General features: G+C 74.3%; 17 protein-coding genes. 7 read left to right on the forward strand and 10 right to left on the reverse strand.

Features of this window, described 5'->3' with window-relative positions; translation table 11 throughout:
• Window positions 1-583: 583 nt before the first annotated feature.
• Window positions 584-4225: an SCO7613 C-terminal domain-containing membrane protein gene (locus tag CRYAR_RS27150; protein WP_157018089.1), complete on the forward strand. Its 3642-nt coding sequence runs from the start codon at window positions 584-586 to the stop codon at window positions 4223-4225.
• Window positions 4226-4243: 18 nt separating this feature from the next.
• On the opposite strand, the gene CRYAR_RS50340 is transcribed toward CRYAR_RS27150, so the two are convergent.
• From CRYAR_RS50340 to CRYAR_RS27190, 8 genes are all read right to left on the reverse strand, one after another.
• Complete coding sequence (locus CRYAR_RS50340) at window positions 4244-4369, reverse strand: hypothetical protein (protein ID WP_281174632.1); 126 nt, start codon at window positions 4367-4369, stop codon at window positions 4244-4246.
• A 407-nt stretch (window positions 4370-4776) separates the two neighbouring features.
• Window positions 4777-7782, reverse strand: coding sequence for a coiled-coil domain-containing protein (locus tag CRYAR_RS27155; RefSeq protein WP_035856216.1), 3006 nt, complete (start codon window positions 7780-7782; stop codon window positions 4777-4779).
• The gene (locus tag CRYAR_RS27160; RefSeq protein WP_035856217.1) at window positions 7779-8396 is read right to left on the reverse strand and encodes a hypothetical protein; all 618 of its coding nucleotides are present in this window, start codon (window positions 8394-8396) and stop codon (window positions 7779-7781) included. The genes CRYAR_RS27155 and CRYAR_RS27160 overlap by 4 nt, the downstream gene beginning before the upstream one ends.
• A gap of 2034 nt (window positions 8397-10430) precedes the next feature.
• Entirely contained in the window at window positions 10431-11648 is a 1218-nt protein-coding gene (locus tag CRYAR_RS27175; protein ID WP_084700998.1) for a hypothetical protein, read from the reverse strand.
• 84 nt (window positions 11649-11732) lie between these two features.
• Window positions 11733-11855: a ribosomal protein bL36 gene (locus CRYAR_RS27180; protein ID WP_035856220.1), complete on the reverse strand. Its 123-nt coding sequence runs from the start codon at window positions 11853-11855 to the stop codon at window positions 11733-11735.
• A 179-nt stretch (window positions 11856-12034) separates the two neighbouring features.
• On the reverse strand, window positions 12035-12247 hold the full coding sequence (locus CRYAR_RS27185; protein WP_157018091.1) for a hypothetical protein: 213 nt from the start codon (window positions 12245-12247) through the stop codon (window positions 12035-12037).
• Between the two features lie 1697 nt (window positions 12248-13944).
• A complete protein-coding gene (locus CRYAR_RS50345) occupies window positions 13945-14070 on the reverse strand; it encodes a hypothetical protein (protein ID WP_281174633.1) in 126 nt (41 codons plus the stop codon).
• Window positions 14071-14217: 147 nt separating this feature from the next.
• Window positions 14218-15291 carry a hypothetical protein gene (locus CRYAR_RS27190; protein ID WP_157018093.1) on the reverse strand — a complete coding sequence of 358 codons (1074 nt, stop codon included), beginning with the start codon at window positions 15289-15291 and terminating at the stop codon, window positions 14218-14220.
• A gap of 279 nt (window positions 15292-15570) precedes the next feature.
• Here CRYAR_RS27190 and CRYAR_RS27195 point away from each other — a divergent pair, with 279 nt between their 5' ends.
• On the forward strand, window positions 15571-16353 hold the full coding sequence (locus CRYAR_RS27195) for a hypothetical protein (protein WP_035856223.1): 783 nt from the start codon (window positions 15571-15573) through the stop codon (window positions 16351-16353).
• A gap of 4 nt (window positions 16354-16357) precedes the next feature.
• A complete protein-coding gene (locus CRYAR_RS27200; RefSeq protein ID WP_169745089.1) occupies window positions 16358-16768 on the forward strand; it encodes a hypothetical protein in 411 nt (136 codons plus the stop codon).
• On the opposite strand, the gene CRYAR_RS27205 is transcribed toward CRYAR_RS27200, so the two are convergent.
• Window positions 16747-18333: an MFS transporter gene (locus CRYAR_RS27205; RefSeq protein ID WP_063725768.1), complete on the reverse strand. Its 1587-nt coding sequence runs from the start codon at window positions 18331-18333 to the stop codon at window positions 16747-16749. The genes CRYAR_RS27200 and CRYAR_RS27205 overlap by 22 nt on opposite strands.
• Window positions 18334-18508: 175 nt before the next feature.
• On the opposite strand from CRYAR_RS27205, the gene CRYAR_RS27210 reads away from it, so the two are divergent.
• Complete coding sequence (locus CRYAR_RS27210; RefSeq protein ID WP_035856225.1) at window positions 18509-19489, forward strand: TetR/AcrR family transcriptional regulator C-terminal domain-containing protein; 981 nt, start codon at window positions 18509-18511, stop codon at window positions 19487-19489.
• Here the strand turns inward: CRYAR_RS27210 and CRYAR_RS27215 are convergent.
• Entirely contained in the window at window positions 19478-20671 is a 1194-nt protein-coding gene (locus CRYAR_RS27215; RefSeq protein WP_211247658.1) for an ROK family protein, read from the reverse strand. The genes CRYAR_RS27210 and CRYAR_RS27215 overlap by 12 nt on opposite strands.
• Window positions 20672-20756: 85 nt before the next feature.
• Here CRYAR_RS27215 and xylA point away from each other — a divergent pair, with 85 nt between their 5' ends.
• From xylA to CRYAR_RS27230, 3 genes are all read left to right on the forward strand, one after another.
• On the forward strand, window positions 20757-21944 hold the full coding sequence (gene xylA, locus CRYAR_RS27220; RefSeq protein WP_035856226.1) for a xylose isomerase: 1188 nt from the start codon (window positions 20757-20759) through the stop codon (window positions 21942-21944).
• Window positions 21945-22102: 158 nt separating this feature from the next.
• On the forward strand, window positions 22103-23551 hold the full coding sequence (locus CRYAR_RS27225) for a dihydrolipoyl dehydrogenase family protein (protein WP_211247659.1): 1449 nt from the start codon (window positions 22103-22105) through the stop codon (window positions 23549-23551).
• A gap of 64 nt (window positions 23552-23615) precedes the next feature.
• Entirely contained in the window at window positions 23616-24062 is a 447-nt protein-coding gene (locus CRYAR_RS27230; RefSeq protein ID WP_035856228.1) for a hypothetical protein, read from the forward strand.
• The last annotated feature ends 68 nt before the right edge of the window (window positions 24063-24130 follow it).

Raw genomic sequence — 24130 nt, forward strand, 5'->3', positions numbered from 1 at the left:
GCGGGACGGGGCGGGGCGGGACGCGCTGCGCAGGGCGGGTACTTCTGCTCAGGCGTCGCGGGGCGGGGGGCGACAGGGTGTACGCATGTACCCGGATCATGAGGCGGCTCGGCGAGAAGCGGCTCGGCAGGAGTTGGCGCGGGCCGACGCTGCGGTGGTCGTGACGGCGCGGACGTTGTCGGTGGCGACCGGTCGCGCGCGGGCCGCGAGGTTCGAGGCCGACCGAGCGGAGAACTACGCGGCGGCGGCGTACCACGCGTGGGCCGGAGCCTCGGCGCATCGAGCGCGTTTGCTCGCCCAGCGCTTGGTCTCGCCCGGACTCGCGGGGACTGGATCCGGGGTCGCAGGACCCGGAGCCGCAGTGCCCGGGGTCGCAGGACCTGGAGCAAAGGGGTCCGGAGCAGCGGGGCGCGGCGGGGTCGGAGCCGGGTACGCGGCGCCCTATGCCGCGAGCACCGAGGCCGGCGCACCGGGGCACACGGCACCCGCATACGCGTCTCCGGCTGCCGGTGGGGCTGCTCCTGGCGTCTCCTGGCCCGGCGCGGCCGGACCTGGCGCGGCCGGGCCTGGTGGGGTGGGGCCGGTGCCGCCGTGGGTGGGGCCGGTCGGCGAGCCGGTGCGCCCCGAGGCGTCGGCCTGGTCGGTGCAGACCGTGCTGCTGGCCCTCGGCGGCGCCCTGCTGGCCGTCGCCGCGGTCGTGTTCACCGTGGTCGCCTGGGGCGCCTTCGGCATCGGCGGACGGGCCGCCATTCTCGCCGGCATCACCGCGATCACCTTCGCCGTGCCCGCGCTGCTGCACCGCCGCGGCCTGACCTCGACCGCCGAAACCATCGGCCTGCTCGGCCTGGTCCTCCTCGCCCTCGACGGCTACGCACTCCACCACGCCGGACTGGTCCCCTCCGGAGGAGCGAGATACGCGGGAATCGTGCTGGGCACCGTCGCGGCGATCGCCCTGGTCTACCCCGCCCTGGTTCCCCTGCGCACCCTCCGCCCGGCGGGCCTGGTACTCGCGCACCCCGCGGCGCTGCTCCTGTTCAGCCCTTCGCTCGACGTGCTCGCGGCCTACGCGGCACTCGGTCTCGCGCTGGTCGGAGCCGACGTCGCCATCCGCTGGTTCAGCCGGAACCAGGCGCTCCGCACCGTGGCCCTCGTCTGCGGCGCCTTCACCGCCCTCGGCACCGCCCTGAGCGCCTTCGTCGCCGCCGCCGCCCCGACCGGAGCGACAGCAGCCCCGGCCCAGCGCCTGGTCGGCACCCTCGTCCTCATCGGCCTCGCCGCAGCCATCCTCCTGGCCGCCGAAACCGCCACTCCTGCCCGCACCACCTCCACGTCCGCCCGCACCACCTCCACGTCCGTCCGCGCCACCTTCAGTCGCGCCGCTCTCCCCTCACCGCCCGCCAACCCCGCCAACCCCGCCGAGCCCACCAACCCCACCAACCCCACCCAGCCCGCAACCGCGCCCCACGCCTCCGGCGCCGACTCCCACCCGACCGGGCCGGCGCACCCGTCCACCGCGCGTCCGGCGGCACCCACCCCGGCTGACGCACCCTCGGCGGAGCGTGGGGCGGACGGGGCGTCGGCGGTGGCTCGTGGGCTGGCCGCGGGGGTCGCGGTGCCGATGGTCCTGGCCGGCCCGGTGGTCCAGTGGCTGCTCTTCGGTCCCCGCGGCTGGGGCCTGACCGGGGTCGCGGTGGCGATCACCGCCGCCGCGGCGGTCACGCTCGCGCTGCGTACGCCGTGGCGCACCGGCACCGGAATCGCGTCCGCGGTGGTCGCGGCAGTCGCGGGTATCTCACCGGTCACCGCCGTCGGCTTCACGCTCCTGGCTCCTCTGGTGAGCCCCGAACTCGTCTGGCGCGCGACCTCGGTGACCCAGCCCGTCTGGGCCGTCCCCGACGCCCGTCCCAGCCCCGACCTGGTCACCGCACTACTGGCCCTGACCGTCGCCACCGGACTCCTTCTCCTCTCCCTGGACCGCCGCCCCTCCCCGAGCACCGCACCCGACTCCACGACCACCCCCCACGAAAAAATCCAGACCGCGCCGCGCGGCGTTCAGCCCACCTCGCCGCACGGCGAGGGGATCGCCCGGCAGGCGGCGAGCAGCGCGGCGCCGCTGGGCGTCGGTGCGGTCCTCGTGTTGGCCCCGGCGGCGTTCGGTGCTTCGATCTGGGCGACCCTGCTGGTCGTGGGCCTGGCCGCGGTCGCGGCCACGGTGGCGGGGATGGTCCGGCGCGCGCCTGTCCTCTCCTGGCTCGGCGGCGTCCTGGCCGCGCACGCCACCGTGGTGTCGCTGGCCTCCCGCGAGGCCACGCTCGTCACGCTCGGCCTCGTCGCCGCGCTCTACGGGATCGTGGCCGTTCGCTCCACCGGCACGCGTCAGGTGGTCGCCACCGGGCTCGCGCTCGGCACGCTCAGCGGTTGGGCGGCGGCCGTCGCCACCGCGGTCGCGAGGGATGCGTCCGGCTGGGTCGGGGGGCCCGGTCCGGCCGGCGTCGCGGTCGGGCTTTCCGCGCTCGTCGCGCTCACGATCGCCCGGCTGACGCGGGACGCGCGCCCGCACTCGGCCACGCTGGCCGCGATTCTCGCCGGGGTCACCGCCTACACCGGCGCCGCGCTGGCCGCCGCCGTGCCCGGCCCCGGTGGCGATCTCCAGCTCGTCGACCGCTCGGTCCTCGCGATCCTCGCCCTGACCGCCGCCGCCCTGGCCGCCGTCGCCGTCCACGCCGCCCTGCCCCGTCCGGCCGCCGGAATCACGGGGAACTCCCGCCCCACCGGGGAGTTCGCCACCGAGGGCCGGCGCCCGTCGGCCGGGCGGTGGGGCGCGGTGGCTGCGGCGACGCCGGGCATCGTCGTCGCCGCGTCGGCGCTGGTGCCGACGGTGCTCGCCGTGGTGGTCGGACCGCTCAGCTGGGTGACCGCCGTCTGGCGGGGCGCACCGGCCGACGCCGCCGCGCTCGGTCCGGCGCTGACCTACCCGGGCACCGTGCTCGACCCGGTCGTGCTGCTGGCCGCGGCCGTCGTGTTCCTCGGGGTGCGGTGGCGCGCGGACCGCCGAACGGCCCTCTGGTCCGCTGTTCCGGCTCTCGCTCCGGGCCTCGCCACGCTGGCCCCCGCGCTCCACGCCCCCTGGCCGATCGCCGTGACCGTGCTCCTGGCCCTGGCCGCCACCGGCACCGTCACCGCCTGCCTTCCCCTCCGCTCCCCCACCGCCGGAATCCCGGCCACTCCCCTCCGCCGGTCGCCGAACACCACCATCGCCGCGGCACTGGCCGCCACCGCTACCCTCAACGCCCTGGCCTGGGCCCTGGCCGACCGCACCGCCACCCTCGTCGTTCTCACCCTCGTGCTCGCCGCCGCCACCGCCGTCACCGCGCTCACCCGCGACAACACCCCCCGCGGCATCGGCGCCGCCGCCCTTACCGCCAGCGCCATCGCCCTGGCCTTCGCGACCGGCGCCGCCGCCGACCTCCCGGTGGCCTACCTCCTCGTGGCGCTCACCACCGTGCTCGTCCTACCCGGCCTCCTCGCCGCTCCCCACGTCGTCACCGACGTTCTCGACGCGGGCGCCGCCGTGGCCGGCCTCCTCGCCTTCGCACTGAGCGCCTCCGCGGCCGGGCTCCTCGAGCTCGGCACCACCGGCGATCCGACGTTCGCCCTCACGACGACCCTTCTCGGCGTCCCGCTCGGGCTCGTCGGGTTGCGCTCCGACCGGCGCCGGTGCGGATGGCTCGTGCCGGTCGTGGAGCTCGTCGCGCTGTGGGCCTGGCTCGGCCGGGCCGGGGTCACCGTGCCGGAGGCGTACACGCTCCCGGCCGCCGCGCTGACCGCAGCGTTCGGTCTCTTCACGCTGCGACGCCGACCGGCGGTGTCGTCGTGGCCTGCGCTCGGTCCGGCGCTCACGGTCGCGACCGTGCCGACCCTCGTGGTCGCGCTGGCCGCGGGCACGCTCGGGGTCCGCGCGCTGCTGCTGGGGATCGCGGCGCTCGCCGTGACGCTCGCCGGCGCGGCGACCCGGCGGCAGGCTCCGTTCCTGGTCGGGGCCGTCGTGCTGAGCCTGGTCACCGCCCGGGCGCTCGTGCCGGTGCTCCCCGCGCTCGCCGACACGGTCCCGACCTGGGTGCCGCTCTCCCTCGCCGGTGCGCTGCTGCTCGCGGTCGGCGCCACCTACGAGCGACGCCGCCGCGACGCCACCCGCCTGGCCGGCTTCATCCGCGCCATGCACTGACCGGCGCGGACAACCCGCTCACGAGAACCGCCCCAGCAACGACCGCACGCACGACGTCCCGAACTCCACCGCCTCGACCGGAATGCGTTCGTCCACCCCGTGCACGAGCGTCGTGAACTTCATCGACGCGGGCAGCGTGCTCACGCAGCACCGAGGCGAGCGTGTCGAACAGCCCCAGCGACGGTTCGAGCGTGACGGGATCGTGCCGCACGACGCCCAGCTCGACGTCGTCGCCCAGCAGTGCCCGAAGCTCGGCCACGAACGACTCGGGCCCGAAGCCGGGCAGCAACCGACCGTCCAGATCGACCGAAGCAGACGTAGGGCGCACGTTCACCGCGCCGCCGGGGCGGGCAACGCGGCGGCCACCGCCGGTCCAGCACCGGCAGCATCGATCCCAGCCGCGCGGTCACCCCACCCGGCCGGGCGAGCGACCCGTGACCGCCCGGAGCACGCACGACCGCCCGCACCGTGCAATTCTGCTTCTCCGCGACCTGAACCGGGTAGAACCGGCGACACCATCCGCAACACCGCGACCGGGTCGGGAACGGACATCAGACCTCCAGGAGATCGCCGGAGTAGCTTCCCGACAGCCACTCGCCCAGCAGCGCCACCCGGGCCGCCCGGCGGTCGAACCCGTGGATCACCGGCGCCTGGTTGTACGCCATCGCGTCCGACGTCCGGCGCAGCTTCACGTACTCCCCGCACGCGTCGATCGCGTACCGCTCCATGTCGTCCTGGAGCGCGCCGACGACCGTGATGCCGCTGTCGGCGCCGATCCGCTCGAACAGCGCCACCGCCTCGCGCCGGTGCTGCTTGCCGAGGTTGCGGCCCAACTCGTCCAGCACCAGCAGCAACGGCCGGCCGGTGCCCGACGCCAACGCCGCCGCGCACACCAGCTTCACCGCCTTCTCGTCCATCTGCGCGGTGTTCCCACGACGGTCGTAGGCGACCATCACGTTGCCCTCGGCCCGGCGCCACACCGGGGTGACCTCCCAGTTCCAGCGCTTGGTCGGGTCGGCCGGCGGTTCGGGCTCGACGAACCGCAGGCCCGCCCCGTACCCCCCGTAGGCCCGGTCGAGGTCGTCGAACTTCGCGCCGACCGCGGTGAGCCGGGCCGTGATCGCCCGGGCCAGCGACGCCCGCACCGCGGCGGCGGCCTTCGCCGCCTCCTCGTGACCCAGCGACGCCGCGTCGCGGGCCCGCCGCTTCTCGACCCGCTCGTCGGCGAGGCGGGCGCGTTGATGGGCGTCCTCATGGGCCTTGAGCGTGAGGTGGTCGCGGACCGCGGCCAGGAGTGCACCGAATGTCTGTTTCTGCCGGTCGGCCTGACCGCGGCCGGGAGCCGAACGCTCCTCGCCCAGCGCCGTGACCTGCGCCGGTACCGGGTCCCCGGCCCGGAAGCACAGGGCGAGAATCTCCGCGAGCACCGACTCGGCGGCGCGCCACCAGTCGTCGGAGTCGAAGAGCTGCTCCTCGTCGGGCAGGTCGGCGAGATGGTCCTGCGCGGCCTCCACGGTGCCGCCCCACTCCTTGAGCAGGGAGTCCAGGTCGACGATCCGGCGCCGGGTCTCGAGCCGGTCGCGTTCGGCCCGGAGTTCGTCGCGGCCGTCCTCGACCCGGCGCCGGTTGCCGAGCAGCGCCTCGGCCTGCTGCTGGCGGCCGGTCTCGGCCAGGCGGGCCAGGTCGTACTCGTGGCGGGCGGCGGTGAGCCGGGGCGCGAGCGCGTCCTCGCGGTCGGCGACCTCGTCGAGTTCGCGGCGGTGCGCGCGGATCCTGGTCCGGCGGGACTCCGCGGTCACCGCGGCGCGCGCCGCGACGACCCGGCGGTCGGCGACCGCGAGCCGCCGGTCGGCGTCGGCGAGCTGCGCGGACGCCTCGTCGAGGGTGGTCCGCGCGTCGGCGACCGACGCCTGGGCCCGCTCGATGCGTGCGGCCCGCCCGGTGATCGGGGCGGCGAATCCCCCGACGACGGTCACGCCGCCCGACGTGACGGCGGCGCCGTTCACCGCCGCCGCGGCCTCCAGCCGCGAGAGGAACGCCGACGGATCGGAGACGACGATCGAGCCCGGGATCCCGGCCAGCGCCGCCGTGGCGGCATCGAGATCACCCTCGCCGATCACCACCGCTTCGCGGTACGGCCAGAGCAGCGGCTCCCGCACCGCCCGCTGCGGCTCCGCGATCGTCACCGCGTCGACGAGCGCCGTCGCCGCGATCCCGGCGGTCCGCAGCGCGGCCAGCTGCGGGGCCGCGACGTCGTCCCCGGACTCCGCCACCCGCACCGCCGCCCGGGCCGCGTCCAGCGCCGACGCCGCGATAGCCCGGGCACCGATCGCCGCGGTGCGCACCGTCGCCGCGGCTTCTAGCTCGTCGGACGCGTCCGCCACCGACCGACCGTCCGTGTCCCGCGCCGTCGCCTCCAGCTCGTCGGCTTCCCGGCCGAGCCGCTCCAGGCTCCCGGTCAACGCCCGGCGGCGGTCACGTAGGGCCTGGTGGTCGGCGTCGACCGACGCGAACGACTCCTCCGCGCGGCGCAACCGGTCGCGCAGCGCGACGTCGTCGCCGAGCACGTGCAGTTCCTCGGCGATCGTCGCGAGCCGTTCGGCCTGCGCACCGTCGTCGGCGGCGATCCGCTCCAGGTCGTCCTCGATCGCCTCCAGCTCGTCGGCGCCCCGCGCGACCAGCACCGCCGCCCGCGACCGCCACCGGTCCCGCGCCGTTCCGGCCAGGTCGCGGGCCTGTTCCCGCCGCGCGATCGCGGACTCGATGTGGTGCGCCTGCTCTTCCCACTCGACGAGCTTGCGCTCGGCGTCGGCGGCCTTCTCCAACTCGGCGTGCTCGGTGTTGCGGTGGCGCTGCTCGTCGGCGATCTCGTGGTCGAGCCCGGTCAGCGCCGCGACCGCGGAGAAGATCCGGTCGGGCTTGAGCTCGTTGAGCGGCTGGGCCAGCAGGTTCGCGGTCGCCGACGGCCGTACCGACGTCGACAGGAACGACACGCACCGGATGTGGTCGCCGAACAGCACGCGGGACAGGTCACGCGCGTTGTAGTCGCGTCGACCTGCGCGGGGCGGGAGCGCCGCCCACAGCGTGTCCGCTTCCCGCTCGCGGTCGGCCTCCGACGCACCGACCGGCACGTGCAGCCCGTTCGCCCACCGCACCAGCACGTGCGGGGTGTCCCGTGAGATCCGCAGCCACACGGTGAGCGCGCTCGGCCCCGGGTCCTCGGCCTCACGGTCGGCGAACACCCCGATCACGTACCCGTGGTCCGCGCTCGCGTACTCCCGCTCCTGCGCGGCGATCTCCGCGGAGAACAACAGGTCGGCCGATTCGCGGGCCCCGGACGCCAGCCGCCACTGCTCGTCGCCGTGCAACAGCGTCAGCGCGGCGATGAACGAGGACTTCCCGGCCCCGTTCGAGTCCTTCGGCCCCTGCCCGGCGACCGTGATCAGGCACCCCGGCAGCAGCGGCACCGGGTGCGTCGAGAGCCGCGACACCCCGATCAGCTGGATCCCGATCGCGACCCGGTCACCCACGACGTCCAGGTGGTCGTCGATCCTCACTGTTCTCCTCTGCCCGCTCGAATCGCCGCCGCCAGGGGGCTCCCCGGGCCGGCGGCCAGCACCAACTCCTCCTGCAGCACCTTGCGCGCGGCCGGCGTCAGCCGGTGGAACTGCGCCCCCGGCACGTACCCCGCGCTGCGCGTCTGCCGGATCAGGTCGGCCGTGCGCAGCCGCTGCAGCGCCTCGCTGAGCTTGCCCCGCGCCAGCTGCGTGTGCCCGCGCAACTCGGCCACCGTGGTCGGCACCGCGGAGGCCCAGCTGTCGTCGGTGAGGTGCCCCTCCGACCGCGGGATCGCCACCGAGTGCACGAGGATCGTCGTGAGCACCGCGCGGTCGTACTCCGGCAGCGCACCCCAGCCGCGGGCCACGAGTTCCTCGCGCACGTCGTCGGCGTACCCGCTCGTCCACTGCCGACCGGCGGCACGCACCAGGTCACGCCCGGTCCGGCGCAGCACGGCCCGGAGCGTCTCGCGCAGCGCCGGGTCCCGGAGCGCGGCGAACCCGACCTCGTCGACCGGCTCCCGCCCGTACTCCACCGCGGCCCAGGCGGCCACGACTTCGTCGCGTTGCCGCTCCGACAGCGCCCCCAGGATGTCGTCCGCCGGATGAGTCACCCCGCCCCCTCGCGTGTACTTCCCGCTTCTTCTCCGTACGCCGCCCCGCTGCCCACCGCCCGCGCGGCGCCCCCACCCCGAAGCGCCTCCGGCGACGAGCCCGAAGCGGGCGAGACATCGGCGTCGGAAGTCGCTGGCTTCGGGGCCGGAGCCGGCGTCGTTGCCCGGGTAGCCCCCGGAGCCGCGGTGGGCAGCTCCGACACAGCCGACGTGGTCCCGCGGGAAGCGTCCCGCGGAGGCAGCATCGTGCCGCGGGTAGCGTCCGCGGCGGCCGACCCTGTCGTGCGCGGTTTCTCCGGTGGCATAGGCGGGGTGGGCATGGTGCGGCACAGCTCCCGCAGGGCCTCGAGTTCCGCGACCGGCCAACCCGCCACCCGCGGCCCGAGCCGGATCGTTCCCGCCCGCTCCCTCCACCGCAACCAGCCGGAGTCGTTGAGCTGCCGGAACGCCTCGACCGCGAACCGGTGATGGGTTTGCGGCAACCGAGTGGGCAGCAACTCCGCCAGCATCCCCATCACCGCGGCGACCGACGTCTCCCGCCCCGGCCAGGGCTCCCCGGCCAGGTCGCTCCAACAACAGCGCAGACACACGGCGAGCACCCGGCTCGCCTCGTTCCGATGGTCCAACGTGGGCAGCCCCAGCCGCAGATCACGCAGCGCCGCCGGGGTCACCCCATCCGGCCCGACCGGCACCAACCAGGCCCCGGACGGGCCCCCCGCCGCCCGGCGGACCTCACCACTCCCAGCCCTACCGAGCGCGCGGTCAGAAGGGCCGCCGACCTTCCCCTCATCCGGAGCACCACGAGAACTCTGGTCAAGCCCAGCGTTCCCATCACGCCCAGCACGCTCGACATCCCCAGCCTTCTCAGCACCCTCAGCACGGCCAGCACCCTCGGCACGCCCAGGGCCCTGGACACTTCCGGTGCCCTGGACACTTCCGACGCCCTGGACACTTCCGACGCTCTCGATTCCCTGGACAATCCCGATGCCCTGAGCGGTTTGGCCACTTCTATCGCTACGGCCGCGTTCGTCACTTCGGGCGTTTTCCTCACGCTGAGCACGCTGGTCACGCCGAGCGCTCTGGTTGCTTCGGGTGCTCTCGCCACTTCGGGCGCTCTGGTCAACTTGGGTGTTCTCGTTCCCCGGGGTGTTCATGGCGCTCTCTGGACTGTCTGCGCCCTCGGCGGTTCCGGCACCACCACGAGTCACGGCACCGCCGTCGGACACGTCATCCCGGACAGTCACGCGATCCCCACCGGCCACGCCGTCCCCCGCGGCCCCGCGGCCCCCTGCGGCTCCGCGGCCCCCTGCGGCATCAGGATCTCCAGCGGCTCCAGGATCCCCAGCGGTCCCCTGATTCCCGGCGGCCCCATCGCCACTCATGCCCAGCGCGCTACTCGCGCCCGTGTCGGTGCTCGCCGCACCATCAGCCACGGAAGTCACGCCGTTATCCGCCGAAACACCCGCTGGCTCCAGCAACCGCCGGAACCCGTCCGGTGCCGCCACCCCCGGCGCGACCGCCAACGGTCCCTCGGCGCGAGCTCGAGCCGCCCACAACGCCGCCTCGTCCAAAGCCGCCACCTCTACCACCCGCCCCGCAGCACAAAGCTGGCCCGCATCACAGTGCGACCCAGAACAGAGCGACCCAGAACAGAGCGACCCAGAACAGAGCGACCCCGCCGCACAGAGCGGTCCCCCATCACAGAGCGGCCCCGCAGCACAGTGCCAACCCGCAGCTCAAAGCCACCCCGCACGACAACCCCGCACGACACCCCGCCCCGCATCACAACAGCTGCCCGCTCTCCGAAGCCGCCTGCCGCAGCAGCGCGCACCTGCCCCGCAGCAGCGCGCACCTGCCCCGCAGCACGAGGCGACACCAACCCGCCGCTCGTCCGCGCGCCCGGCCGGATCCCGCCCGCCCACGCCCGGGCGCACCGCAACGCGGCATCGCCCACCACACCTGCGCCCACCACACCTGCGCCCAGCGCGGTGAGCGGCGCGAGGGCAGCCGGCACCCCCGCGATCGGAGGTGCGCTCATCCGGCGACCAACACCCGGCGGAACGTTCCCTGCCCGCGCCACGACGGCACGCCCCCGGCGTCGACCAGAAGACCGTCACCCCAGACGAGCGCGTACGGCAGGGACGGGTGTTGGGCCGCGGCGGTGAGGTCGGCGAGCAGGCGGCGGGCCGTGGGCCAGTCCCCCGAACCGCCGACCAGCTCGGCGACGGCCACCGCCTCCCGCCCGGCGAGCGCGGCCTCGGCCCGGGCGGCCAGGTCGGCGGCCTCGGCGTCGTCGGCGGTGCGTGCGGGTTCGGCGTCCATCGGCTCGTCGTCGGCCGGACGGGGCGGACGGATCCGCGCGGCGGTGGGTCGCTCGGCCTGCGCCACGGCCTCGGTGAGGTCGGCCGCCGACAGCCAGGCCCGGGGCGCGTCGAAGACGAGCCCGGCGAGCGGCGCGGCGAGCGCGCTCACCGACGAACGGCGCGTGAACGTGCGCCACACCTCGGGCGGCAGCAGGTCCAGCGCCCGGGTGGCGCCCACGGCCTGGGTGAGCCGGCCCGCCGCGGCCGTCGACACGTCGCGATAGGACGCGATCGCGGCACGCAGCTCCGTGCTCGGCCGGGTGAGGTCCGGCCAGCGCGACAGCAAGGTGTCGTGCAACCCGGTGGCTTCGCCGATCAGCGCGTCGGCGTTCCAGAGCAGCGGCGCTTTCTCCCGGAGCGTGTCGATCGTGCCGCCCGACGTCAGCATGAACAGTTCAGTGACGATCAGCCGGAACGCCTTCGTGAGGCGCGCCGCGGCCTCGCGGGCGTCGTCCTCGGTCGCGGACGGGTCGTCGAGGTTGAGGCGTTCGAGGCTCAGCATGCGGTGCAGCTCGAGCTGACCACCGCGGGTGAGCATCCGGCGGACGAAGAGCAGCGAGACGTAGCTGGTGAAACTGGCGCGGTAGACGTCCTGGTGCGGACGGTCGAACGCCTTCTGCACCGCGCCGAGCTCACGCAGCACGCGGACCCGCGACTGGAACACCGGCTCGGGGAAGCCCCGGCACGCGTGGCGCATCTGTTCCATCGTGAGGCCGTCGCTGCCGGCACTCGAGAACGCCGCGAACAGCGCGTCGGCCAGGTCGACCATCTCCGGGTCGGCGATGACGGACTGCGCCGAACTGCCCAGGACCGCGAACATCTGCCGGTAGACCGCGACGATCGCGTTGTCGTGTGCGGCGCTCTCCAGCGTCAGGTCATCGAAGTCCACAATCCGGTCACTCTAACCGGGCCGGGGCCCGGCATGGAGTAGGGCCCCGGTCGGTGACCGGGGCCCTACTGTACGTGCTGCGGTTCAGCCCTGACGGGCCTTCAGCCTGGGGTTCTTCTTGTTGACGACGAGGAGCTGGCCGTGGCGGCGAACCACGATCGAGCCGTCCTTCGCCTTCAGCGATCGGAGCGAGTTCCTGACCTTCATGACGGCCGTCCTCCCTGCTTCCGATGTCCCGGAAGCCTCACGTACCCGATAACGATTTTCATCTGGGGTACATTCCCGGGCTCTCGGCGATCGAGGCCCGCATCAGTGCGGGCGGTGGGTGTCGCCGCGACGTCGCGGCGGTGGCCGGCGCTCCTCGTCGGGCGCGCGGCGTCGTCGCGTCAGGCGGCGACGGGGGCGCTCCGACCGGGAAGCCGGTCGAGCGACGGCGTGAGGCCGTACGCGGCCTGGGCGCGCAGCGCCTCGCGCGTGTAGGAGTCGGCCAGCTGCCAGGCCAGGTCGTCGCGGTCGTCCGCGACCGCCTCGTTGATGCGAGCCGCGTACTCGTCGTGAAGTTCCTGCAGGTGCTGCTCAATGCTCAGTGCCGTAGGCACGGTGACCTTCCTCGGTTCGTTCGATCGGAACACTTGTTACTGTACCGATTCAGACGCCAAACGACCACTGAATATTCCGCCCGGAGCCGCCGCGCGGCGGGCATCACACGGATGACTACCCTGAGTCGGCCTCGCCGCGATGACCAGTCGCGACGAGAGCGTCACCGAAGGAACAAAAGACCACTGAGGACACCGGAATATGTCCGATCGGACGAGGCGCGACCACCCACCCGGCCCCTAGCGTCCGGCGCCATGACCTCCGGAACCACCCCCAGCGCCGCTGGGGCAGCCGCCGCTGCGTCCGTCAACAACCCGGAGGCCACTGTCCCGCTCGAGCCGGTCCGGAGCGCCGGCCCGACGGCAACGGTTCCCTTGGTCACGATCGACCCCGATGCCGACGAGGCTGCGGACGACGCGCCGCTATCCGCCGCTTCGCCGAAGCCGACCGCCGACGCCCGATCCGCTGAGTCCGCGTCGGCCGACGGGCCGGAGCAGGTTGACACCGAGGTCGGGCGCACTGCGGCTGCGGAACAAGCCCCGCGGTCCGACGAGGAGCGCACGAACGCCTCGGCGGAGAACGCCGCTGATGATGCGGCCGCACGAGCGGATTCATCTGACCCGGCCGTGGCGCCGGTCGTTGAGCCGCCCATTCGTGCAGCCGCCGGGGACGATCGCCGTCCGAACGCCGCTCCACCGGGCTCGGCCGACGCACGCTCCGGACAAAGCCACCGGCCGACGCCGAACGGTGGGACGTCCGAGGTGAAGCCTGCTCGTCCAGCACCGACCCCTACGGCCGCGGCAGCGATCGCGCTGATCAGCGCCCGCCGCGGTGCACCCACGCCGCGCGACGCGGACTCCACCCCACGTGAGGCGAGTTCGACCCCACGCGACGCGAGTTCCACCCCACGCGATGCGGGCTCCATTCCACGCGGCGCGCGGCCGACGGGATCGGATCACGCGCGTCCGGCCGGTCCTGGCGACGCACGGCCGACCGGGCCTGGCGACGCACGGCCAGGCGGGCCGGGTGACGCGCGGCCGGCCGGGCCGGGTGACGGAGCCGTGGCCTCGCGTGACGCGTCCGGCGACGAGCAGCGGGGATCTGCGCCCGGTGCGGGGCGGGACCGTGAAGGGACCGGGGCGCGGGACCTGGACCGGCAGGGGCCTTCCGACCCCCGGGCGGCCGGTGGCACCTCGTCCGGGCCGCTCGACCGCGTGACCGAGCCGGGTGCGGGCCCGGCGAAGTCTCCTGCGCCCTCCGCGAAGTCGCCGACCCGGCCGGTGGGACGTACCTACGGCTCCCCGTCGAACGACGCTCAGCCGTCGAGCGGACCGAGCACCTACCACCGAGCCGGGAACCCACCCGCACGACCGGTCGGCCGTACCTACACCACGTCGTCCGGCAACGCTCCCGCGCCGGAACCGGCGACGGGCTCCGGCAACGAGGGCCCGCCTGCCGGCCGGACCGACACGCGGTCCGGCGCTGACGACCGGTCGGCGAAACCGGCCGGGCGGATCTACTCCGGCGGGTCGAGCGCCGATCGGGGAGCTGACGGCTCGGAGGCCGGGGGAAGACCCGACCCGACGATCCAGCGCACCGGGCGGACCTACTCCGGTGCGGTCCCGGCGGACAGCAGGTCCGCGGCACGTGGTCCTCGGACCGACGAACCGAGAACCGCAACCCGGCCCGCCGGGCGCACCTACTCCGGCACCGTCCCGGTCGGCGACGGCATCCCGGCGACGCGAGCCCCTCGCACCGAGGAGTCGCCGAGCGGCAACCGGCCTTCCCCACGCACGTACACCAGCTCGGTCTCGGCGGACGACACCGGTCGGACGACGGCTCCGACGCGGCCGGGGAGTCGACCGGCCGGCGGCGACCAGCAGGGCGCCCCGGCGCGTACCCCCGGGGCGGGCGAGGCGCGTACCCCCGGGGCGGGCGACGCGAAGGTCGGCACCCGGCCGGTAGGACGGACCTACTCGGCCTCGGCGTCACCTCGAACCGAGGACGACGCCGAGCCCGCCGAGCCGAAACAGGCTTCGGAGATCTTCAAGGTGGCGCCGGGGTCGGCGCTCGCGGCGCTGTTCGCGATGACCGACAAGTCCTCGGCCTCGGCGGCGAAGGACGACTCGGGAACGGCCACGACGGCTGAGCCCGCCTCCCCGTCCTCCCGTGCTCCGGGTGGGCGGAAACCCGCGTCATCGGCGGCTCGAGGCACGCCGGCGTCTCCGGCGTCTCCGGCGTCTCCGGCCGATCCGGATGCCGCGTCGGTAGGCGACTCCGAGGACGCGCCGCCCGCTCGGACGGGGAACGGTGCGGCGACGAGCGCGCAGATCCCCACGGGGGCCTCCGGCGCGAAGGCTGGTTCCGAGGGGCTCGGTCGGTCGACGTCGGCAGGAGTGTCGCGGGCTCCGTCCCGGCCGAACTCCGCGGCGGCGGACCCGACCACGGCGGCCCACCCCGGTTCGGCCTCGGCGTCCGCGCTCGAACCGTCCGACGACGCGACACCCGCCCCCGCGCCGACGGAGAGAGGACGCTCGCGACCGGCGACCACCGCACCCGAAGCGCGGACCACCGACGCCGACGCGCCGCCGAGGCCCGCGCGGGCAGCTGTTCCGCCCGGTACGGCGACGGTCAGCAGGGCTTCGATCCCGCACATCCCGACCCAGCGCGCGACGGCGCCCGTCTCGGCGCCGCCGAGCAGCGGCTCCCGCACCGCGCCGCCGGACTCCGCGCGATCGAACTCCGCGCCGCCGGACTCCGCGCGATCGAACTCCGCGCCGCCGGACTCCGCGCGATCGAACTCCGCGCCATCCGACTCCGCACCGTCGGATTCCGCACCATCCGACTCCGCACCGTCGGATTCCGCACCATCCGACTCCGCACCGTCGGATTCCGCACCGCCCGGGTCAGTGCGCGGCGCGGCCACGCCGACTTCCGCGCCGCCGACCACTCCCCGGTCCGCGGCAACACCGCAGCCGGCCACTTCCACGCGGGCCACGGTCACACCGGTCTCCGCACCGCCGCACAGCGCTCGGGCTGCGGTCACGCCGCCAGTCTCCGCACCGCCGCACAGCGCTCGGACCACGGCCACGCCGCCAGTCTCCGCACCGCCGGTGACGCCGCGGCCGTCGGTAACTCCGCGGCCGTCGGCGACGCCGCATCAGGCCGCCGCCCCGACCTCGGCCCCTCCCGCCGCCGCACGACCGACCGCGATGCCACCCGGCGGCGCGCAAACCGCGTTCGCGCCGCCTGTCCCCGCGCCACCAACCGGCACGCGGGGAGCAGCCACGCCACCAGTCCCCGCCTCCGCGCGACCGGCGAGCACGTGGGGCGCGGTCACACCACCGGTCTCCGCACCGCCGGCAAGCGCCCGCGCCGCGTCGCCCACCTCCGCACCACCGGCGGACGCCCGCGCCGCGTCGCCCACCTCCGCGCCGCCGACCGGCACCTGGGCCGCCGCCGCAGCACCCACCTCCGCGCCTCCGTCCGGCACCTGGGCCGCCGCCGCAGCACCCACCTCCGCGCCTCCGTCCGGCACGCGGCCCGCTACCACCCCGCCCGTTTCCGCCCCACCGGCCAACGGCGCGCCGCCCGCCTCCGCCTCCCCCACCGGCACCTGGGGTGCAGCCTCCCCGCCTTTCTCCGCACCACCGGTCAACGCCCGGCCCGCCACCACGCCCACCTCCGCACCACCGGTTGGCGCGTGGGGTACGGCCGCACCGCCCACCTCCGCACCCCCGGCCGGCACCTGGGGCGCCGCCGGTCCGCCAGTCTCCGCGCCGCCCGCCGACGCCCGGGCCACCGCCGCACCGCCCACCTCCGCGCCACCGGCCAATACCTGGGGTGCGACCGCCCCGCCGGTTTCCACGCCACCGGCCGGAACGTGGGGTGCGGCCACGCCATCGGTTTCCACCCCACCGGCCGGAACGTGGAGTGCGGCCACGCCATCGGTTTCCACCCCACCGGCCGGAACGTGGAGTGCGGCCACGCCATCGGTTTCCGCGCCTCCGGCGCCGGTGGGCGGCGCGGCCGCGCCGCCCGTCTCCGGCCCGCCGACCGGAGCGCAATCGGGCGCCTACCCCGGCGGGCGGGTCGAGGAGACGCCTAACGCGTTGCCGTCCAACGCGGCTGATCCGACGCTTCCGATGCACGTGCTGCCGGCCAAGCGGGAGCGACCGGAGCGGCCACGGCCGGTCGTCGCGGCGATGGTGCTGGTGAACCTCACCGGGGTCGGGTTGTTCGGGCTCTCGCTGCTGTTCGCGACGCTCGGACCGGCGGTGTTCTTCGTGCCGCTCGCCGCGGCGGTGATGATGGGCTGGCTGGGGCGGGGTATCTGGCGCGGTAGCCGCGGGGCGTACGTGATCACGCTGGCGATCGCGTCGTTCGTGGTGCTGGCCGGGTTCGCCTCGATCGGCGGCGCGTCGATTCTCGTCACCGGGCTGCAGTTGTTGTTGCCCGTGGTGCTGATCGGGTTGCTCACCGGCCAGTCCGCCACCCGTGCCTACTTCTGGACGGCCCGCTGACGCACAGTCGGACCCGCTCCCTCGGCCTCCACCTCCCCCGTCCCACCCGCCGGCGAGAGCCCTCGAAGCCCCACCGCGGCCACCACCGCGGCCCCGACCATCACCACCGCCGCAGCCACCCCCGCCGCATGCATCCCCTCCACAAACGACTCCCGGGCCAGCCGCAGCACGGCGTCCCCGACGGACCCCGGCAACGATCCCGCTACCGCTTGCGCGCCGCCGAGCGTCTCCCGCGCCACGTCCAGCGCTGACGACGGCACGCCCTCCGGCGCACCCGACGTCACCGAGCTCCGGTAGATCGCGCTCCCGAGACTGCCGAGCAGCGCCATCCCCAGCGCACCCCCGAGTTCGGTCGCCGACTCGAGAATCGCCGACGCCGACCCGGCCCGCTCCGGCGGCGCGACCCCCAGCGCCACTTCGGTGACCAGCGCCATCACGGTCACCAGACCGGCCGCGTAGAGCGTCGCCACGAGCAGTACCAACGCCAGCCCGGTGTCCGGGGTCACCCGCGTGACCAGCAGGAACCCGCACGCGGCGACGGCGAAGCCGCCGGCCATGACCAGGCCCCGGTCGAACCGCCGCCCGAGCGCGGTCGCCAGCGGCGCCACTCCGCCGATCACCAGCGACGGCGCCACGCTCCAGAGCGCGGCACGCAGCGGGCTGAGCCCGAGCACCGACTGCAGGTACTGCGTGGCGAACAGCGCGAAGCCCACCACACCGAACATGGCGACGACGTTCAGCGCGGCCGCGCCGCCGAACGCGCGCCGCCGGAACAGCGCCACGTCGACGAGCGGCGAGGGGTGCCGGACCTGGCGGCGGAGGAACACGACCCCGACGGCGAGCCCGACCACGATCGCCCCGGCCGACGACACCAGCGTGCCCGTCCGGGCGAGCTCCTTCACCCCCCAGATCACCGGCAGCACCGCCCCCAGCGACAGCACCCCGCTGAGCCAGTCGAACTTTCCGAGCCCGGCGGCCCGGAACTCCGGCACCAGCACCGGCGCCAGGACCAGCAGCAACGCCATGAACGGGAGGTTGATCAGGAAGACCGAGCCCCACCAGAAGTGTTCGAGCAGCAGCCCGGAGAGCACCGGGCCGAGCGCGATGCCGGCGCTCGTCGCTCCGGTCCAGATGCCGATCGCGGTGCCGCGCTGCCGTTCGTCGTGGAACATGTTGCGGATCAGGGCCAGGGTGGACGGCATCAGCGTGGCCCCGGCGACGCCGAGCACCGCGCGGGCCGCGATGAGCAGTTCGGCGTTCGGGGCGTACGCCGCCAGCAGCGAGGCGGCGCCGAACGCCGCGGCCCCGAGCAGCAGCAGCCGGCGGCGGCCGATCCGGTCGCCGAGCGCGCCCATCGGGATCAGCAGGCCGGCCAGGACGAAGCCGTAGACGTCGAAGATCCAGAGTTGCTGGGTGCTCGTCGGTTCCAGCTCGACGCTCAGATAGGGCACGGCGAAGTACAGGACCGAGACGTCCATCGAGACGAAGAGCAGCGGGAGGAGCAGGACCGCGAGACCGGTCCACTCCTTCCGGCCGGCTCGGTGGACGGCGTACGAAGTGTTCATTATCCAGCTCCGGGACGAGGGGACGACGCCCTCCAGTGAAGCGCACTGTTTAGACCGTACGCAAGCAGTAAAAGGCCAGTTCAAAGGCCTTAGAACTGCACTAGTACGACGACATGGCCGACGACCTGCGGCACCACCGCTTGAGCAAATGCACCGAGGGTGGTGCACTAGTACGATGACCCCCTCGGCACGCATCACCGCGGAACTTCGCGAACGGATCACCTCCGGCGATCTCGCCCCCGGCGACCGCCTGCCGTCCACACGCCAGATCACGCGCCAGTGGGGCGTCGCGATGGCCACCGCCACCAAGGTGCTCACCGCGCTGCGTCAGGAGGGGCTGGTCGAGGCGGTGCCCGGCGTCGGCACCGTGGTGCGGTCGGTGCCCGCCGGCGAGCTCCCCCCGCCCGGCGTCGGCACCGTGGTCCGGTCGGCGTCCGCCGGCGAGCTCCCCCCACCGGGCCTCTCGGCCGCGGCAGCGCGGCGCCCCCGCGAGGGCTCGCTCAGCCGGGAGCGGATCGTCGACGCCGCGGTCCGGATCGCCGACGCCGACGGCATGACCGAGCTGTCCATGCGCCGGGTCGCGGCCGAGCTCGGCGTGGCCACGATGGCGCTCTACCGGTACGTCCCGAGCAAAGAGGACCTGATCACGCTCATGCTCGACGCGGTGTTCGGCACCGTCGAGCTGATCCCCGAGCCGCAGCCGGTGGGCTGGCGTGCCCGCCTGGACTCGATCGCCCGCATCCAGTGGGCCGCCTACAAACAGCACCCGTGGATGGCGGGCGCGCTGTCGTTCTCCCGTCCGCAGCTGGTGCCGCGCGGAATGGTGCACACCGAGTACGCGATGGCGACGCTGCACGAGGCCGGGCTGGAACCGGCCGAGTACCTCAACGGCGCGGTGAGCCTGTTCAACCACGTGCGGGGCATGGCGATGGTGTTCGCCGACGAGCAGCGCGCCATCCAGGACACCGGCCTGAGCGCCGACGAGTGGATGCAGGGCAACGACAGCTACTACCTGGAGGTGATGGCCACCGGCCGGTTCCCGATGATGGCCCTGGTGAGCACGATCCCGGAGGACGTGCTCACCCTCGAGTCGCTGTTCGAGTTCGGGCTGGCCCGCTACCTCGACGGCTTGGAGGTGCTGATCTCACGGCGCTAGCCAGCCCGCCGGGTCGTCGAGCACCCGGTCGAGCACCGACCAGGCGGCCCCGAGCGCCGCCGCGTCGGCCCCCAGCACCGACGCGCGCACGGCCGGCCGGGACACCGCGGCCCCCACGAGCCGCCGGGACAACTGCGCTTCGATCGGCTCGACCAGCCAGGGCGCGAGCTCGGCGTGCGCGCCGCCGAGCACGACCGCGTCGAGGTCGAGCAGGTTCAGCGCACCGGCCAGCGCGATCCCGAGCGCCTCCCCGGCCTCCGCCAGCGCGGCGAGCATCGCCGGTTCCCCGGCGGCGGCCCGCGCCGCGAACGACGCCGGCTCCGCCGCCCCCCGCGGCTCTAAGGCCCGCGCGATCGCCCGCACGCCCGCGTACTGCTCCAGGCACCCGTCGCTCCCGCACCCGCACGCGCGACCTCCCGGCCACACCGTGACGTGCCCGAGCTCGCCGCTCCACCCGTGGCGGCCGCGGTAGACCTGGCCGTCGAGCACGAGCCCGGCCCCGATCCCCACCTCCCCCGAAACCTGCAGGAACGAGCGCGGTGCCGCGGATCCGAGCGCGCGCTGCTCGGCCCGGGCGGCGAGCGTCGCCTCGTTCTCGACCAGGATCGGCCCCCCGCCGAGCGCCGCGACCAGCGACGAGCGCACGCCGGCCGCGTCCAGGTTCGGCGTCACGACCAGTTCGCCGGACGACGGGTCGACCAGGCCGGGCACCGCGAGCGCCGCCCCCGACAGCGTCAGCGCCAGCGACTCGGCCTCGGCGACGACCTCGCGGGCCATCGTGGCCAGCAGGTCCGCGCGCGGGACGCCGGGGTCCGAGAGCGCGGCGGTCCGCCGCACCCGCACCGCGCCGGTCAGGTCGGTGACGCAGATCGCGACGTGCTCGACGTTCAGCTCGATACCGAGCCCGGCCGGCCCGGCGGCGTCGAGCACGAGGCCGGTGGCGGGACGCCCCACCCCGGCTCGGGTCGGCGTACCGGTCTCACGCACGAGGCGACCGTCGATCAACGTCTCGACCAGCGCCGACACGCTCGCGCGGGTCAACCCGGTGCGACCGGCGACCGAGGCCCGGGAGATCGGGACGCCGGCGTAGGCGACCGCACGCAACACGAGCCCGAGATTGTGGGCCCGCACCGATCCGGTGCGCGCCGGAGCGTCACCATGGTGGATGAACGGAGGTTGCACCACCCGCACCTCTCCCGTTTTTCGCCGTAGGGGGATATGTTAACCCCCTGAACTAATCATCAGCACCGCACCGGAGGTAACCGCCATGGCAGCGCAGCCGACCCCCGCCGACAAGTTCACATTCGGTCTCTGGACCATCGGCTGGGAAGCCCGCGACCCCTTCGGCGACGCGACCCGCGCCCCGATCGACCCGGTGGAATCGGTCCACAAGCTGGCCGAGCTCGGCGCCTACGGCGTCACGTTCCACGACAACGACCTGATCCCGTTCGAGGCCGACGAGGACGCCAGGGCCAACCACATCGCCCGCTTCAAGAAGGCGCTCGAAGAGACCGGCCTGAAGGTCCCGATGGCCACCACCAACCTCTTCACCCACCCCGTCTTCAAGGACGGCGCGTTCACCAGCAACGACCGCGGTGTCCGCCGGTACGCGCTGCGCAAGACGATCCGCCAGATCGACCTGGCCGCCGAGCTCGGCGCCACCACGTTCGTCTGCTGGGGTGGCCGCGAGGGCTCGGAGACCAACGCCGCCAAGGACGTCCACGCCGCGCTCTCCCGGTACGCCGAGGCCATCGACACGCTGGTCCAGTACTCCCTCGACAAGAACTACGACCTCAAGTTCGCGATCGAGCCGAAGCCGAACGAGCCCCGGGGCGACATCCTGCTGCCCACCGTCGGCCACGCCCTCGGCTTCATCTCGCAGCTGCAGCACGCCGACCGCGTCGGGCTCAACCCCGAGGTCGGCCACGAGCAGATGTCGAACCTGAACTTCGTCGACGCGATCAGCCAGGCCCTCTGGCAGGGCAAGCTCTTCCACATCGACCTCAACGGTCAGCACGGCCCGAAGTTCGACCAGGACCTGGTGTTCGGCCACGGCGACCTGATCAACGCGTTCTTCCTGGTCGACCTGCTCGAGCACGGCCCGCTCGGCGGCGGCCCGGTCTACGACGGCCCCCGTCACTTCGACTACAAGCCGTTCCGCAACGAGGACGCCGAGGGCGTCTGGAACTCGGCCGCGGCCAACATGCGCACGTACCTGCTGCTCAAGGAGCGCGCGCAGTCGTTCCGCGCCGACCCCGAGGTGCAGGCCGCCCTGGAGGCGCACGGCGTCACCGGCCTGGCCCAGCCGACGCTCAACGAGGGCGAGTCGATCACCGACCTGCTCGCCGACCGCAGCGCCTTCGAGGACTTCGACGTGGCCGCCGCCGCGGCGAAGGGCTCCGGCGCCATCAAGCTCGACCAGCTCGCGATCGAACACCTGCTCAACGCCAAGTAAGTCGTCACGCCTGCCGGGCGCGCGCCGGTCGCCTCCGCGACCGGCGCGCGGCTCCGCGCGCCGAGTCGTCCCGACGCGCCGTAGCGGGTTGCGCGCCAACCCTCCGATTGCGGGGGGTGTGCCGGGTGACCGCCGGGTTCGCGGGGCACACTGGCCCCGTGAGCGCATCCTTGAACCCGGACAAGACCGAGTGGGACGTCATCGTGATCGGCGGCGGCCCGCCCGGTGAGGTCGCCGCCCAGTACGCCACCCAGCACTCCGGCCTCGACGCCGTCCTCGTCGAGAAGGAACTCGTCGGCGGCGAGTGCTCCTTCTGGGCGTGCATGCCCTCCAAGGGCCTGCTCCGGCCGATCGAGCTCGTCAACGACGCCGCCGACGTGCAGGGCGTCACCGGCGCGACGGTCGACGTGGCCGCGGTCCTCGCCCGGCGCGACACGATCGTCAACCACCACGACGACACCTCCCAGGTGAACTGGGCCACCGGCGTCGGCATCGACGTGATCCGCGGGCACGGCCGCCTGGCCGGCGAGAAGACCGTGGACGTCGACGGCAGGCGCCTCACCGCCCGGCACGCGGTCGTGCTGGCCACCGGCACCCGCGCGAACGTGCCGCCGATCGACGGGCTGCGCGAGGCCCGTCCCTGGGTCTCCCGCGACGCCACGAACGTGCACGAGATCCCGCGCCGCGTCGTGATCGTCGGCGGCGGCGTGGTGGCCTGCGAGGCCGCCACCTGGCTGCGCGGCCTCGGCGTCGAGGAGCTCACGATCGTCGAGGGCGGCCCGCGCCTGCTCGGCAAGAACGAGCCGTTCGCCGGTGACCTCGTCGGCGCCGCGCTCACCGAGGCCGGCGTCACCGTGCGCACCGGCACGCGCGTCGCCGCGGTGTCGCGGCCGGACGTGAACGACGCCGGCGAGGGGCTGATCCACGGCGGCGAGGTCACGGTGACGCTCGACGACGGCTCGACCGTGGCCGCCGACGAGATCCTCGTCGCGGCCGGGCGCACCCCGAACAGCGACGACCTGGGGCTGGACACGGTGGGCCTGGAGGCACACGGGTACGTCTCCGTCGACGACCACCTCACGGTGCCCGGCCGGGGCTGGCTGCACGTCGTCGGCGATCTCAACGGCCGCGCGCTGCTCACCCACATGGGCAAGTACCAGGCCCGCATCGCCGGCGAGGTCATCGCCGCGCGCGCGGCCGGCGAGCCGCTCGACGGCTACCGCTACGCGGTCCGGCCGGTCGTGCCCCAGGTGACGTTCACCGACCCCGAGGTCGGCTCGGCCGGGCTCACCGAGGCCCAGGCCCGCGAGGCCGGGGTCGACGTCGAATGCGTGGAGTTCGACCTCGCCGCGCTGGCCGGTACCTACGTGCTGCGTGACCACTACGTCGGCCGGGCCAAGCTGGTGCTCGACCGCGCCACCGACACGCTGGTCGGCGCGACGTTCGTCGGCAGCGCGATCGCCGAACTCGTGCACTCCGCGACGGTCGCGATCGTCGGCGCCGTGCCGGTCAGCGACCTCTGGCACGCGGTGCCGAGCTACCCGACGGTCAGCGAAGGCTGGTTGCGCCTGCTGGAGACGCTCGATCAGCAGCGCCGGGGGAAGTAACCAGGTCCGGATCCGGGAAGGCTAGGATTCGGACATAGGTTACTAATCCCTTCGGGAGCACTCCATGCGGTTCTTCGGCAAGCTGAGCCATCTGCCGCCGCGTCTGGCGGCCGGTGCCTACATTCTCAACTCGGGCCTCTCCAAGCGTCACGCCGACGAGGAGGCCGCGGCGGGGATGCACGGCATGGCGGCCGGGACGTATCCGTTCCTGGCCGGGATCGAGCCGAAGCAGTTCGCGAAATACCTGTCGACGGCGGAGATCGCGCTCGGCGCCGCGCTGCTGGTGCCGTTCATCCCGGCCGCGGTCGCCGGCGCCGGGCTGGTCGCGTTCTCCGGCGGGCTGCTCGGGCTCTATCTCGCGACGCCCGGGCTGCGCGAGGAGGGCAGCATCCGCCCGACGCAGGCCGGCACGCCGATCGCCAAGGACGTCTGGATGTTCGGCATCGGCGCCGGCTTGCTGCTCGACAGCATGGAGTCCGCCGAGTGCGCGAAGGGCTCGAAGAAGAAGTAGCGGGCGCGGTTCCACCGCCGTCCCGGCCTCGGCCGGGGCGGCGGTTTGCGTTTCTGAGATTGTTCACA

Origin of the sequence: Cryptosporangium arvum DSM 44712, assembly GCF_000585375.1 — a bacterium.
In the GTDB taxonomy this organism is placed as follows: Bacteria; Actinomycetota; Actinomycetes; order Mycobacteriales; family Cryptosporangiaceae; genus Cryptosporangium; species Cryptosporangium arvum.

Excerpts from the sequence above, each read along its gene's own strand:
- CRYAR_RS27205 (WP_063725768.1), bottom strand. The coding sequence starts at position 18,333 with ATGAACACTTCGTACGCCGTCCACCGAGCCGGCCGGAAGGAGTGGACC.
- xylA (WP_035856226.1), top strand. The coding sequence starts at position 20,757 with ATGGCAGCGCAGCCGACCCCCGCCGACAAGTTCACATTCGGTCTCTGG.
- CRYAR_RS27230 (WP_035856228.1), top strand. The coding sequence starts at position 23,616 with ATGCGGTTCTTCGGCAAGCTGAGCCATCTGCCGCCGCGTCTGGCGGCC.
- CRYAR_RS27180 (WP_035856220.1), bottom strand. The coding sequence starts at position 11,855 with ATGAAGGTCAGGAACTCGCTCCGATCGCTGAAGGCGAAGGACGGCTCG.
- CRYAR_RS27210 (WP_035856225.1), top strand. The coding sequence starts at position 18,509 with ATGACCCCCTCGGCACGCATCACCGCGGAACTTCGCGAACGGATCACC.